This is a genomic window from Mycolicibacterium sp. XJ662, assembly GCF_053484035.1.
Window position 1 is genome coordinate 178,347 of the sequence record NZ_JBEFTL010000002.1, and the last position, 13,590, is coordinate 191,936.

The following is a 13,590-nucleotide window of genomic DNA, read 5'->3' on the forward strand; positions in this document are numbered from 1 at the left end:
GTGTCATGGCCACGATCGGCCGCCTCGGCTGCCTTTAGGCCGACCACCTGCGCGGCTACGCGCTGGGTGGGTGATTTCCGTAGACTGTCTCTTTGTGTCCTTTACCGATGCCACGATCGCACGGCTGCCCCGCGTGGTTCGGCCGTACCTGGAACGGCATCACGAACTGATCAAGTTCGCCATCGTGGGCGCGACAACGTTCGTCATCGACACGTCGGTCTTTTACACGCTCAAACTGACCGTGCTGGAGCCCAAACCCGTCACGGCCAAGATCATCGCGGGCATCGTCGCGGTGATCGCGTCGTACATCCTCAACCGGGAATGGAGCTTCCGCGACCGGGGCGGGCGGGAACGCCACCACGAGGCGCTGATGTTCTTCGGGGTCAGCGGCGTCGGGGTGTTGCTGTCCATGGCCCCGCTGTATTTCTCCAGCTACGTGTTGATGTTGCGGGTGCCCGAGGTCAGCCTGACGGTGGAGAACATCGCCGACTTCATCTCCGCCTACATCATCGGCAACCTGCTGCAGATGGGGTTCCGGTTCTGGGCGTTTCGCCGCTGGGTCTTCCCCGACGAGTTCGGCCGCAACCCCGACAAGGCCCTGGAGTCGCTCACCATCGGCGGTATCACAGAAGCGCTGGAAGACCACGTCGAGCACGTGCAGCGCAACGGCTCGCGCAATGGGAACGTCACGCCGCTGCGCCGCCCCAACCGGCGGGCCCGGCGGCTGGCTCAGCTCGACGATTCCTCTGAGCCCAGCGTGTCGAAGACTTCGTGATACAGCAGCGAGTGCACCCGCTCCACCCGCGGAATGTCGTAGAACTCGAGCGGATCCTGCGACGCTGACTCGATGATCAGCGTGCCGGTGCGCACCACCCGGTCCAGTAGCCCGTGCCGGTACTCGACGCTGTTGATCCGCGCCAGCGGGATGTCGATACCCGAGCGGGTCAGCACGCCGTGCCGGAACATCACCCGCCGGTCGGTGATCACGAAATGTGTTGTCCGCCAGCTCAGGAACGGCCAGAGTGAAAGCCAGCCGACGATCACCAACCAGACCGCCGCGATGACGATGAGCACGACGTTGCGGGCGGTGGGATCCCATCCGGTCTGGTTGACGTAACCCGCGCCGAACGCTGCCAGCGCGGTGGCGACCAGCAGCACCAGGATCGGACCGATCAGCCGCTTCCAGTGGGGGTGGCGGTGCAGCACCACCTGTTCGTCGGCGGCCAGCACGTTGTCGGGATATCCCATGCCGAGCACTTTAAGGCGATTTGGGTGCGTTTCGTCGCGGTGAGCGTGCCCAAACGCACCGAAATCGCTACTGGGCGGGGCGCAGGTGGACGATGTCGCCTGCCGACACCTTCGTCAGGGCACCGTCGGTGTCGATGTCGAGCCTGCCCTGCTCGTCGATGTCGCGGGCGACGCCGACGACCTCCTGACCACCCGGCAGCATCGCCCGCACGGGCGTGCCGAGGGTCAGGCTGCGGGCGCGGTAGTCGGCGATCAGCGCGGGGTCGGCGCCGCCGTGCCTGCGCCAAGCGTCGAAGCGACGGCCCAGTTCGTGCAGCACCCGTTGCAGCAGTTCCTGACGGTCCGGGGCGGGCACACCGAGTTCGACGAGCGAGGTGACCCCGGACACCCCGATCTCGGCGCCGGTCAGCGAGACGTTAAGCCCGATACCGACCACCACGGCCTGCGAAGCGGCGGCCACCTCGGCGAGGATGCCCGCGAGCTTGCCGCCGCCGGCCAGCACGTCGTTGGGCCACTTCAGGCCGGCCTGCACGCCGGTGTCGGCGACCGCGTCGACGATCGCCACCCCGGTGGCCAGCGGCAACCATCCCCACGCCTGGCTGGGTACCGCGGCGGCGTCGACGCCGACCGACACGGTGATCTGCGCGTACGGCACCGCCGACCAGCTGCGGCCCTGCCTGCCGCGTCCGGCGGTCTGGTTCTCGGCGACCAGCACGGCGCCGTCGACGGCCTCGCCGCGCTGCGCGCGCCCGATCAGATCGGCGTTGGTGGAACCGGTTTCGGCCACCACGTCGATGCGACGCCACAGCGGCGAGGCACCGATGACGTTGTGCCGCAACGCCGCCTCGTCGAGCGGAACCCGGTCAGCAGTCATTGGGTGCGGGCCTTCCTGCGAAGCGGTCGGATAACCAGTCGAGCATCTGCAATGCGTTGGCGGGGTTGTGGCCGCCGCCGGGATCGAATTCGACCGTCACCGTCCCGCCCAGCGCGCACGCTTCCTCGATCGCCGAGCGGGTCCATTCGGCGTCGATGAACGGGTCCTTGCCGCCGTAGAACACATACAGCGGCGCCGACAGCGGCTGTTGGGGCAGCGCCCAGTTGTCGAGCAGCAGGCGCAACCGCTCGGCGGCTTCCGGGGTGCGCGGCGTGAACTCCCGCGGGCCGATCCGCTGGATCGCCGCCGCGCGGGCGTAGGCGTTTTCCTGGCGGCAGTCCGACAGCTTTTCCCAGTTCCGCGCGGCTTCGAACCCGCGGTAGTCGTCGCGGTCGAGGTCGGGATGTAGCCGTGCCAGCGACTCGACAACCGCCTGCATGACGGGTCGCTGCTCGGTGGTCAGGGTGCCCTGTTCGGCCTTCGTCACGAGCCCGGAGATGTCGGCGGCAGGCGATGACGCGACGGCGCCGACGAGCCGCAGTTCCGGTGCGTAGTCGCGGGCCTGTTCGTTGGCCGCCCACGCCGCGCCGCCGCCTTGGGAGTCGCCCAGCGCCGACCAGTTCTCCGACACGTCCCCGAACGTATGTCGCAGCGCGCGCACTGCGTCGATCATGTTGCGTCCCGCCGTGCGGGCGTCCGAATACGGGTGGATGCCCTTGACCCCGAGGCCCTGGTAGTCGGGCAGCGCGACGGCATATCCCCGCTGGGTGAGCACCCGCACCACGTGGACGAGGTTGTGCAGGTTCGGCGACAGCGACGGCGCGCACTGCGGATCGATGCCCAACGTGCCGTGACCGAACGCGACGACCGGCCATCCGCCCTCGGGCGCGGCCTCCTTGGACGTGAACACCGAGCCCGACACCACGGTCGGTGCTCCGGTGTCGCCGGAGGTGGACCGGTAGACGACCCGGGCCGCCCGCAGCTGTCGGCCTTCCACGGTGCGGGTGACGCCGGGCATCGTGGTGGCGGTCACCAGGGTACCGGGCCCGGTGCCGCTGGTGTCGGCCGACTCGACCGGCACCGGCGGCCCGCCCGATGACGGGAACTGGTTGAGGAACTTCAGCGCGAGCGTGGTGGCGATCGGTTGCAGCGGCACGAGGGCCAGCGCGCCGACCACCACGACCACCAGCGCGACGGCGACGGTCACCACCACTGTGCGGGTCGTGCCGCTGCGTTGGCCGGGCATGAGCCTCCTACCGTTGTCGTCGCGCCGCACCGCCACCCAAACCTAGGGCAGCCGCATCGGTGCGCCGCCTCGAAGTGCGGTGAGAATCACATTCCGCGAACATCGCGACGGCCGCGCACCGCGTTTTCATGATCGATCGTCTCGGACGAACCCCACCCATTACGCACGATGAATTCTTTTGCGGAGACGTTCCGAAGTGAAACCACAATTTGCGTGTCAGCCGACAATATTGATGTTGCTGGCTGACTTGTTCACATGATGGAGGTATTTCGCATTCGGGATAGCTGGCGGGACCCGCAGCACACGGTCAGTACGCGCCGTTGCCCGCCGCGACGGTGCGGATGGTCTTGGCCGCGATCAGCAGGTCGCTGGTGATCGACCAGTTCTCCACGTAGGACAGGTCCAGGCGCACCGAGTCCTCCCAGGACAGATCCGAGCGTCCGCTGACCTGCCACAGCCCGGTGATACCCGGCAGCACCAACAGCCGACGGCGGACCTGGTCGGTGTACGTGTCGACCTCCCGGCGCAACGGCGGACGCGGCCCGACCACGCTCATATCGCGGCGCAGCACGTTGATGAACTGCGGCAGTTCATCGATGCTGTAGCGGCGCAGGAACTTGCCCACCGCGGTCACGCGCGGGTCCTCGCGGATCTTGAACAGCACGCCGCCGACGCTCTCGTTGATGTCGAGTAGCCGGTCGACCTCTTTGTCCGCGCCGTCGACCATGGTGCGGAACTTGAGCATCTCGAACGGCCGGCCGTCCAGTCCGATCCGCTCGGAGCGGTACAACACCGGGCCCCTGCTGGTCAGTTTGATGGCCAGCGCGGCCAGCAGCATCACGGGCAGCGCGCCGGTCAGCACGGTGATCGACACGCAGAGGTCGAAGGCCCGCTTCTGCAGTTTCTTGGTTCCGCTGTACTGCGGCTTCTCGACGTGGATCAACGGCAGCCCGGCCACCGGCCGCATGGTCAGCCGCGGGCCCGCGACATCGACGACACCCGGCGAAACCACCAGGTCGACACCGAGTTTGTCCATTTCCCAGGACAACTCGCGTATCCCTGCGGGGCCGAAATGGTCGGTGGTGGTCAGCGCGACGGTGTCGGCGTCGGTCTTCAGGATCGCGTCGTGCAGGTGGTGTTCGTTGCCGAACACCGGCAGCGCGCCGACGCCGGGCACCTCCAGGGTGCCTCCGCCAGGGCGACCGGTCAGGCACACCCCGACCACCGCGTATCCGTACGACCAGCCGCGGGCGAGCGACTGCACCAAACTGCGCACGGCGCGGGCGTCACCGACGGCGACAACGGTCTGCACGCACTTGCCCTGGCGACGTTTCCGCGCCAGCAGCCGACGGCACAAGTTACGGCTGGCCAGCAGCGCGAGGAGGCCGAGCGGAAGGGCGACCGCGAGATAGCCACGGGCGTACTCCGGGCGAAAGATCATCAGCCCGACGGCGATCACGCCGACCGTTGCCAGCGTCGCGGAGAAGACGCGGCGATACTCCTCGACGCCGGCGCCGACGATCCGCGGTGAGCGGGTGCGGTAGGCCGCCAGCAAGGCCAGCCACGTCGCCGCGACGATGATCGACAGCAGCGAGTAGTAGGAGAACACCCAGAAGTACGCCCCGTGGGGCATCTCCTCCGGCGCGCCGAGCCTGACGAACTGGGCGGCGACGAGGGACAGGCAGACGACGAGGACGTCCGAGACGATCAGGGCGAGGCGGTATGAGTTGTGCCACGGCGCGCTGTGCGCGGCACCGATCTTCGTCAATCGAGGCTTCGCGGGGGTGTAAGCCTCTTCAGCCACGAACACGGCTAGGCGTTCCTCCTAAGATTTGCTGACGGCTACCGGCCCCCCGACGAAGCACGATTGCGCGTTTACTATGTCAAAGTTTGCCCAGCTCCGCTACCCATATCGTGAAATAGCTGGTCAACAAGGAGTGTCGACCAACAACGCCTTCGCGACGCTGGCAAATTGACATGAATTGATAATTTTTCGGCCGGGGTAGCGAGAACTGTCAGCTCGTCGCATATCGAGCAAGTTCCTCGGCGCGCAACTGGCGGAATTTGGTCCACATGTCATGGCCCATCTGCCGCATACCTGCGGCGTTGTAGTGCCGGTCGGTCGCGGAATTGACGCAATTGCGTGGTCCCGAGACGAAAGCGGTGCCCGGTATCCGGGCCGGCGTGTCGACGTGTACGGCGTGGATCTTCGGATAATCGCGGCCGCTCAATTCCATCTCTTCGGGCGCCATTCCGCCCAACAACACCGGCAGGCCTTTCCCGTATCGGGTGCGTAAATCCGCGATGAGGGAATCGAGCTTGGCCCGATAAACCGGGCCGGAGGTCAGCGGAACGTCGCTTTCGCCCTGGTGCCACAGCACCGCGGCCACCTCACTGCCGGGATGGGCCGCCAGCGCCTTGTCGATGGCGCTCACCCCCCGCCGGTAGAGGTTCACCCTGGTGCGGGTGTCGGCGGGATCCCAGGTGTAGCCGTTTTTCGGCGTGAACGACGTGTCACCGCGTGCGCCGGGGATGAGCAGGACGGTGCGTCCGGTCTCGTCGGCCAAGTGTTTGGCGAACGTCATCCCGAACCCGACACCCTTACCGGGGATCTCGTGGATGAGGGGGTCGACGGCGAGGACGGCCTTACCCGCCGACGGTCCGCACATCGCCCACTGGTGCACCCGTGGGTGCGGCCGGTCCGGGCCGCTCAGATCGAGGCCGAGGCCCATGCCGAACGCATTGGACTGGCCGAGCACCGGCACGATCAGATACGGCTGCTCGGGTGGCGCGACGTCGATGCCCTTGGGTGCGAACAGTCGTAGCACCACGCATTTGGTCTCGGTCAGCAGTCGCCGCCACAGCGGCCAGTCGCCGTCAGCTACCGGGTGGCGATGAGGTGCACTCATTTGTCACCGGCTTTCCTGCGAATCTGTCTGCCAGCCATGCGTATTGGGAGCTGATGTCGACGTTGCCGTGGCCTGCCTGCGGCTGCAGGTCCCATACGATCGGGCCGCCGAGGGTGCAGGCGCGCGCGATCGCATCGGTGGTCCACTGTGCGTCGATGTATTCGTCCTGACCGCCGTAGGACACCGACAGCGGCGCCGTGAGCGGTTGCTGCGGCAGTGCCCACTGACCCAGCAGTTCGCGGAGCCGCTCGGCGGCCTGCGGTGTTTTCGGAACCAGGTCGCCGGGCGTGAGCGCCTCCGCCGCCTCCTTGCGGTCCAGTCCCTTGGCGCCCGAACACGACGACAGCACGTCCCAGTATTCGGCGGCCGCGCCGCTGCGGTAGTCGTCGCGGTCGAGGTCGGGGTGCAGCCGCGCCAACGTCTCCACCACCGACTGAAACGCCGGCCGCTGGTAGTACGTCAACGTTTTGGCCTCCGCCTTGTCCACCAGGCCGGTGACGTCGGCGGCCGGAACCATCGCGACGACCCCGACCAGGTCGAGTTCGGGCGCGTAGCCGCCCGCCTGCTCGCCGGCTGCCCACACCGCGCCGCCGCCTTGGGAACCGCCGAGCGCCGCCCACTGCGGCGAGATGTCGTCGAAGGTGCGGTGCAGCGCGCGCACCGAGTCGATGACGTTGAGCCCCGCGGTCTTGGCGTCCAGGTAAGGGTGAACGCCGGGCGCGCCGAGCCCCTGGTAGTCGGCGAACGCGACGGCGTAGCCCTTCCGAACCAGCCCGACCACCATGGAGGACATCCCGAGCAGTGAGTCCGACAGTGACGGCGCGCACGGCTCGTCCATACCCGTCGTGCCGTGCCCGAACGCTACTACCGGCCACCCACCTTGGGGCGCAACACCTTTGGGGGTGTACACCGATCCGGAGACCACGGTCGGCTCGCCGGTGTCGCCGTTGGTGGAGTGGTATAGGACGCGTGCGGCATTGAACTCGGCGCCGACCTTGCTGCGCGACAGCCCCGGCATCGTCATGGCGCTCACCAGGTCACCGGGTTCGGATCCGCCGAGGTGCGCGGTCGGAATCGGTTCGGCGTCGGGGTGGGCGGCCGGGGTGTCGCCTTCACCGTCGCCGGAGCGAAACGCCCATGCCACCACGACCGCGCCCGCCACCAGAACGACCGCTGCCGCGACGGTAAGCGCGACACGAAGCCGACTCATCAGCGCCACCGGTAGCGGTAGCGTCGGGCGATGTTCATTGCGGGCTTCTCCACCGTGTAGTAGGTGACGCTGGACACCGCCAGCGTGACCGCAAGCACCACAACGATGTTCAGGCACATCCCGCCCAGGGAGTCACCGGCCAGCAGGCCGAACCGGTGCAGCATCAACATCGTCGGGAAGTGCAGCAGGTACAGCGACAACGACACCTTACCCACGAACAGGAACGGGGCCCGTTCGAGGCCCTCGCCGATCCTCGAGCGTTGTCCGCACGACAGCGGTGCGACGATCACCAGGATCACCAGTGCCGAGGCGATGGCCATCGCGCTGGTGCCGAACATGTTGCCCAACGCGATCAACGCCAACCCCACCACCAGCACGACGGGCAGTGCCAGCGCCGAAACCGGCCGCACCCGCCGTGCGGCCGACGTCCGCACCGTGCCCTGTTCGATCGCCACGACGGCGACCGCGGCCAGCATCCCGAACGCGAAGTTGTCGGCGTTGACCAGAAAACTCCTCAGGTACACCGAAACCCAGTTGGGTCCCCACTGCATCAGCTCGGGGTCGGTGACACCGAAGTGGTTGCTCACCAACGGCAGCAACAGTTTTGCGACGAACCCGATCACGATGAACACCACGGGCAGGCTGGCGGCCAGCAGCAGGGGACGCGCCGAGGTTCTGCGGCGTATCGCGAACAACAGCACAGCCGACAACGGCAGCGACAAGTAGAACGCGAACTCCAGCGTCAGCGACCACGACGGGTTCAGGCCGGTGAAGATGTACTCGGGAATATAGGTCTGCACGAGCGTGAGATTGGCCAGCAGCTGCCACGGATCGGTGATGGTGCCGGTGCCCTCGTCGGTACCGAGCGCCTGCACGGTGGGGTTCTCGACATACACCACACCGAAGACGTAGTTGCACACCAGAAAGATGACCAGGTAGCCGGGCACGATTCGGGCGATCCGGTGGACCGCGAAGTTGCGTGCGCTGGGCGGCGTTGCCACCGCGGCGTCGTCGGTCAGCCTGCGGACGTAGGGCAGAAACAGCAGGAACCCGCTGAGCACGAAGAAGAAGATCAGGCTCATCCCGACGACGCCGATCTTGGTTTGCGCCGAGGTGTTTGGGGAGAAGTTGGCGGCGACGTGCATGACCGCCACGCCGACGGCAGACAAGCCACGCGCCCCGTCCAGGCCGATGATGCGCCCGGTGGTGGCGGGCACCGGCCGTGCCGCCGACGGGTCCGCGTTATCCCGCGGTTTGATGGTCACTGCGGCGCCCCGGGCGGTGTCAGACCCAGACAGCTGTCGGATGCCGGCTCACCGCGGAACCGCGCGTTGACCCAGCCGAACGCCGAGGAGACGTCGATGTCGGCGTGGCCCTTGTCCGGCTGCGGCGCGATGTCGATCACATCGCCCATCGCGCACGCCGCGCGCAGCGCACGGTCGGTCCACTCCGGCAGGACCAGCGCATCGTTGCCGCCGTAGAGCACGAGCATCGGGGCCGTGGTGGGGAGCTTCGGCAGGCTCATGTTCTGCAGCAGTGCGCGCAACGTGTCGACGGCCTGCGGGGTGGCCGGCCGAAGGTCCTCACCGGTGAGCTGCGGCGTCAGCGCGCTGCGTTCGGCGACCTCGGGCCCGTCGCACGCAATCAACGTGTCCCAGTTGTCTTCTGCGAAGCCCCGCCGGTATTCGTCGAGCGCGAAGTCCGGATGTGTGCGGTGCAGCGATTCGAGGATCACCACCAGTGCGGGCAGCTGTTCGGGGGTGAGCTGAACGGTGGCGGCCGCGTCGGCGAAACCGGCGATGTCGGCGGCCGGCGCCACGCTGACCGTGCCCAGCAGCGCGAGGCCGGCGCCGTAGGTGGCGGCCAGTTCGTTGGCCGCCCAGGCGGCCTGCCCGCCCTGGGAGACGCCGATCGCCATCCAGCGTTCGGATGCCTCGGGGACCAGGTGACGGGCGGCCTTCACGGAGTCGATCACGTTGTAGCCGGCCGTGGTGGCATCCAGGTACGGGTGGTCGCTGTCGTCATCGATGCCCAGGCCCTGGTAGTCGGGCACGGTGACGACGAATCCGGCGTCCACCAACGCGGTCATCACGTTGGACGTACCCAGCAGGTTCGGCGAAAGCGACGGTGCGCAGGTGGATTCGATCCCGGTGGTGGCATGGGCGTAGACCACCACCGGCCAGCCGCCGTCGGGCGCGTCGCCCTTGGGCACGAAGACGCTTCCGCTGACCCGGGTGTGCTGGTTGTCGATACCGGAGGTAGACGTGTACTCAATGCGCGCGGCCAACGAACTCACCGCGCGCAGCCTGCGGTCGATGGTCGGCAAGGAATTGGCTTCGGCCAGCGCACCCGGCTCTTGTCCGGCGGCGCTGTAGTCCGCGTCGATGGGCATCCCCGACATCGCCGCCGGCGCCTCCTGCGCGGAAGTGTCGTCGGCGCAACCGGTTACGAGGGCGCCGGTCGCCACAAGTAGGCACGCCAGCCCGATGCCCCCGAGGTGAGCGCGGATCATCAGTCCCTTTCTGCCAGGACCTCGTCGACGACGTGATCGAGGTGTCGTGTGCCGTGCGTCCGGTCGCGCAGCAGTCCGTACGCGAGCACCAGGATGGCGCTGAGCCCGAACCCCACTGCGCCTGCCGGAACGATGAACTGCCACACCGAGCCCTGCCGGACCGCCGGTTCGGCGGCGTCGACGACGACCAGTTCTGCGGCGCCGGTGTCGACACTGGCCATCTCCTTGGTCAGCGCAACCAGGTTCTCGGTAACACCGTCGGCGGTGCGGCGGGTGAGGTCGGGGTCGCTGCCGGTCACCGCCACCTCCAGCAGCGCGGAGTTCTTGGCCGACACGGTGATACGGGCCGCGAGTTCGGCCGGGCTGGTATCGAGGCCCAACTGCTCGATGGTGCGGATCGTGACCTGCCGGCTGCGGGCCAGATGCTGGGTGGTCAGGTTTCGCGAAATCGAGTTCAGGTGGCCGTAGTAGGCGTCCACGGGGGTCGCGCCGCCCGGCGTCACCGCGAAAACGCGTGCGGTCGAGGTGAACACGGGCGCCGCGCTCTGCCAGGCCAGCCAACCGGCGCCCGCCGAGACTGCGGTCGCGCACAGCAGCACCACCCAGCCGTTGACCAGCAGCCGTAGATAGTCGCGTACCCGGGGCACGTTGGCGGGCGGCCTCATGTGGCCCCCACGCAGACGTCGGCGGGCTGTTGGCCGTCGAAACGCGCCTTCAGCCAGGCCAGCGACGTTTGGATGACCAACTCGTTGGTGGTGGTCGTGTCACCGATGCGGCGATCCACCACGACGGGATCACCTTTGGCGCAAGCCTCTTTGACCGCGAGCGCGACACCGGCCTGTGGCACCACCGGGTCGTGTGTGCCGTACACCACCAGCACGGGTGCGGGCGGGGCCGGTGAGTTGCCAGGTAGCGCCAAGGTGTTCAACGCGTTGCGCAGCGTCGCGGCGGCGGCATCGTCACGCGGGCGCAGGTCCTCCGGGCGCAACTGCGACACCAGCCGGTTCGCCTCGGCGGGATCCGCGGGCGCGCACGAGGTGAGCAGATCCCAGTGCTCGCCGGCCAAACCCGAACGGTAGGCGTCCAGATCGAGGTTGGGCAGCTGCTGCGACAAGCCCTGCAGCAGCACCATGAGCAGCCGGTACTGGTTCGGCGTGAGGTTGCCGTTGCTGGCGGCGTCGACCAACGGCGACAGGTCGGCGTAGGGCGAAAGCGCCACGGCGCCTACGAGGTTGAGCCCGGCGCTGTAGTCGGTGGCCCGGATCGCCGCTGCCCATGCAGCAAGGCCGCCCTGGCCGCTGCCGTACGCCGCCCAGTCCGGGCTGGTGTCGGGAACCACCCGGCGCGCCGCGCGCACCCCGTCGATCATGGTGTTGCCCAAGGCGACCCAGTCCAGCGGCGCGTGCTGTTGGCCGCCCACACCGAGTCCGGGAAAGTCGGGCATCATCACCATGTAGCCGCGGTTGAGCATCACCGTCATCGCCGACGCGTAGCCGCCCAGCCCCTGCGCCAGCGACGGCGCGCAGTTCTCCGTCACGCCGGTCAGCGTGTGCCCGAACGCGATGACCGGCCACCCGCCCTCGGGCGCCTTGCCCGCGGGAACCGCAACCACCCCGGAGACTTCGGCGGGCTGACCGGCGGTGGTGGTCGAGCGGTACACCACCCGCACCGCCGTCACGCCGGCGTCGGTGAAGTGTCTGTTGGGGGCGAGGGGTTCGACCTCCACCAGCGATCCGGGCCCGCCGCCGGTCAGATCCGGCGGCGGCAATTCGGTCGCGCCGACGAACGGAGGCACCAGCGAGTGCGGCGGCCGGTTGTAGTCCGCCGGCGGCTGCGGCGGGTCCGGCGCACAGCCGGCCAGGACCGACACCGCGCCGACGATGGCCCCCGCGCGGGCCACCGCGAGCCGCAACCGCACTATCCGTTGCCTCCGTGTCTGGGCCTGCTCCCGGCGCCCAGCGCCGCGTCGCCGTTGGCATGCCGCGGGGTGTCCGAGCCGACGAGTTGCCCCTTCTGGGTTGCCACGGGTCGGGTGTCGGCCGGGTTGTCGCCTCCGGTGCCCGACGGCCTCGCCGCCGAATCCGATTGGGCGTCACGGCGCACCTGCTTGTGGTGTTGGCGCCGCAGGCGGCCGCCGACACGTTCGAAGGTCGCCACCGTCCCGATCAGCGCGACGTTGGCGGTCTGCAGCGCCTGGATCCCCCGGCGCAGCGCCGAGTTCGTGGTGGAGCCGATGCGCGCCAGCAGCACCGCGCCGTCGCACAGCGCGCCGATGTTCGCGCCGTCGGCGTAGTGCTCGAGCGGAGGCGTGTCGACGACGACGTAATCGAAATTGCGTCCGAGCTCCTCGAACATCGCGGTGGCGCGGTCGTTGGCCCACATCTCGCCGGGGCGCGACGCCTTGGGTCCCGCGGGCAGCAGCGCGATGGCGTGCGCGCCGACGGGGATCTCGCCGATCACCGCTTCGACCACCGCGTGTTCGCCAGCGATCACCGTGCTCACGCCCCGGTTCATCGCGCGGGCGCGACGCTGGTCGTCCAGACCCAGCCGGTCGGCCAGGTCCGCGCCGCGCAGGTCACCGTCGACGACGATGACCGACCGGCCCGACTCGGCCAGCGCGGCGGCGAGGTCGATGGCCACGGTGGTGCGTCCGTCGCCGGTCGACGGGCTGGTCACCGCGATGCGGCGCGGCGGGACGCCGCTACCGGGCGGCACCGCGAACCGCAGGTTCGTGCGCAGTTCGCGCACCCGCTCGGCGTAGAGCTCGTTGCCGTCGAGATCGACGACGGTGGTCGCGGGCCGGGTGGGTTCTGCGGGCAGCGCCCCCAGCAGGTGGGTACCGACGGCGCCCTCCACCGAATCGCGGCCACGCAGCCGCTTGTCGAGGATCCCGGCCAGCACCGCCGCGACGATGCCGACCACCAGACCGATGACCGCACCCAACGCGATCATCGTGAGCACACCGAGCCCCGTCGGTGCCGTCGGGTAACTGGCCTCGTCGACCACCACCAGGCCCGCAGCGGGGCTGCCGCCCCGGCGCGAGGTCTCCAGCTCGCTGACCAGACCGACCAACTGGTCAGCGACCGCGTTGGTGTAGGTCTGCGCCTGCGCGGGGTCGGCGTCGGTGACGCTCACATCGAGCAATACCGTCTTCTCACCGGGCAGCGCCGTGACCTTCGAACGCAGTTCGTCCGGCGAGATCGGCGCCTTCAGCTGATCCACCGCGCGGGCGGCCACTTGTTCGCTGGACGCCAAGTCGGCGTAGGAGTACACACGTTCCTGGGAGAAAAGATTGTTCTGATACGCCTCGGTGACCGAGGTGCCGTGCTGCGTTGCTACGAACAGGCGCGCAGTGGACTGGTATTCGGGTGTCAGTAAAAATGTGGCCGCATAGCCACCGGCGCCACCAACGATCACCAGGGCCACGATCAGCCACCAGTACCTGCGGAAAATGCGCAGGTATTCCATGATCTCCAAGATCGAACCTTTCAGAAGCGCGCCGCAAACTAAAGATCAAACACGGACAGAGTAACGGTTGTGCGGCCGGACCGCCGCAATGCACCTGACCGGGCAGGCTGGTGTCCAGTCCGC

At 68.3% G+C, this 13,590-nt stretch carries 12 protein-coding genes; 1 reads left to right on the forward strand and 11 read right to left on the reverse strand.

Going from position 1 to position 13,590, the window contains the following annotated elements; translation table 11 throughout:
* Positions 1 to 94 precede the first annotated feature (94 nt).
* Positions 95 to 775, forward strand: a complete 681-nt coding sequence (locus tag ABQE93_RS08125; protein WP_448407047.1) for a GtrA family protein — start codon at positions 95 to 97, stop codon at positions 773 to 775.
* Here the strand turns inward: ABQE93_RS08125 and ABQE93_RS08130 are convergent.
* From ABQE93_RS08130 to ABQE93_RS08180, 11 genes are all read right to left on the reverse strand, one after another.
* Positions 730 to 1,248, reverse strand: coding sequence for a PH domain-containing protein (locus ABQE93_RS08130; protein ID WP_448407046.1), 519 nt, complete (start codon positions 1,246 to 1,248; stop codon positions 730 to 732). The genes ABQE93_RS08125 and ABQE93_RS08130 overlap by 46 nt on opposite strands.
* A 67-nt stretch (positions 1,249 to 1,315) precedes the next feature.
* Complete coding sequence (locus ABQE93_RS08135) at positions 1,316 to 2,122, reverse strand: biotin--[acetyl-CoA-carboxylase] ligase (RefSeq protein ID WP_448407045.1); 807 nt, start codon at positions 2,120 to 2,122, stop codon at positions 1,316 to 1,318.
* Positions 2,112 to 3,368: a lipase family protein gene (locus ABQE93_RS08140; RefSeq protein WP_448407044.1), complete on the reverse strand. Its 1,257-nt coding sequence runs from the start codon at positions 3,366 to 3,368 to the stop codon at positions 2,112 to 2,114. Before ABQE93_RS08140 ends, ABQE93_RS08135 begins: the two co-directional genes overlap by 11 nt.
* A gap of 307 nt (positions 3,369 to 3,675) precedes the next feature.
* A complete protein-coding gene (locus tag ABQE93_RS08145; RefSeq protein ID WP_448407043.1) occupies positions 3,676 to 5,178 on the reverse strand; it encodes a sugar transferase in 1,503 nt (500 codons plus the stop codon).
* Positions 5,179 to 5,383: 205 nt separating this feature from the next.
* Positions 5,384 to 6,277, reverse strand: coding sequence for a sialate O-acetylesterase (locus ABQE93_RS08150; protein WP_448407042.1), 894 nt, complete (start codon positions 6,275 to 6,277; stop codon positions 5,384 to 5,386).
* On the reverse strand, positions 6,246 to 7,487 hold the full coding sequence (locus ABQE93_RS08155; protein WP_448407041.1) for a lipase family protein: 1,242 nt from the start codon (positions 7,485 to 7,487) through the stop codon (positions 6,246 to 6,248). Before ABQE93_RS08155 ends, ABQE93_RS08150 begins: the two co-directional genes overlap by 32 nt.
* Complete coding sequence (locus ABQE93_RS08160) at positions 7,487 to 8,752, reverse strand: acyltransferase family protein (RefSeq protein ID WP_448407040.1); 1,266 nt, start codon at positions 8,750 to 8,752, stop codon at positions 7,487 to 7,489. Before ABQE93_RS08160 ends, ABQE93_RS08155 begins: the two co-directional genes overlap by 1 nt.
* A complete protein-coding gene (locus tag ABQE93_RS08165; RefSeq protein ID WP_448407039.1) occupies positions 8,749 to 9,999 on the reverse strand; it encodes an alpha/beta fold hydrolase in 1,251 nt (416 codons plus the stop codon). The genes ABQE93_RS08160 and ABQE93_RS08165 overlap by 4 nt, the downstream gene beginning before the upstream one ends.
* Entirely contained in the window at positions 9,999 to 10,664 is a 666-nt protein-coding gene (locus ABQE93_RS08170) for a YveK family protein (RefSeq protein ID WP_448407038.1), read from the reverse strand. Before ABQE93_RS08170 ends, ABQE93_RS08165 begins: the two co-directional genes overlap by 1 nt.
* Positions 10,661 to 11,917: a lipase family protein gene (locus tag ABQE93_RS08175; RefSeq protein ID WP_448407037.1), complete on the reverse strand. Its 1,257-nt coding sequence runs from the start codon at positions 11,915 to 11,917 to the stop codon at positions 10,661 to 10,663. Before ABQE93_RS08175 ends, ABQE93_RS08170 begins: the two co-directional genes overlap by 4 nt.
* Positions 11,917 to 13,467, reverse strand: coding sequence for a tyrosine-protein kinase domain-containing protein (locus tag ABQE93_RS08180; protein ID WP_448407282.1), 1,551 nt, complete (start codon positions 13,465 to 13,467; stop codon positions 11,917 to 11,919). Before ABQE93_RS08180 ends, ABQE93_RS08175 begins: the two co-directional genes overlap by 1 nt.
* Between the last annotated feature and the right edge of the window lie 123 nt (positions 13,468 to 13,590).

Coding starts and splice junctions, on each gene's coding strand:
- ABQE93_RS08140 (WP_448407044.1), bottom strand. CDS start 3,368: ATGCCCGGCCAACGCAGCGGCACGACCCGCACAGTGGTGGTGACCGTC.
- ABQE93_RS08155 (WP_448407041.1), bottom strand. CDS start 7,487: ATGAGTCGGCTTCGTGTCGCGCTTACCGTCGCGGCAGCGGTCGTTCTG.
- ABQE93_RS08165 (WP_448407039.1), bottom strand. CDS start 9,999: ATGATCCGCGCTCACCTCGGGGGCATCGGGCTGGCGTGCCTACTTGTG.
- ABQE93_RS08150 (WP_448407042.1), bottom strand. CDS start 6,277: ATGAGTGCACCTCATCGCCACCCGGTAGCTGACGGCGACTGGCCGCTG.
- ABQE93_RS08170 (WP_448407038.1), bottom strand. CDS start 10,664: ATGAGGCCGCCCGCCAACGTGCCCCGGGTACGCGACTATCTACGGCTG.
- ABQE93_RS08130 (WP_448407046.1), bottom strand. CDS start 1,248: ATGGGATATCCCGACAACGTGCTGGCCGCCGACGAACAGGTGGTGCTG.
- ABQE93_RS08135 (WP_448407045.1), bottom strand. CDS start 2,122: ATGACTGCTGACCGGGTTCCGCTCGACGAGGCGGCGTTGCGGCACAAC.
- ABQE93_RS08180 (WP_448407282.1), bottom strand. CDS start 13,467: ATGGAATACCTGCGCATTTTCCGCAGGTACTGGTGGCTGATCGTGGCC.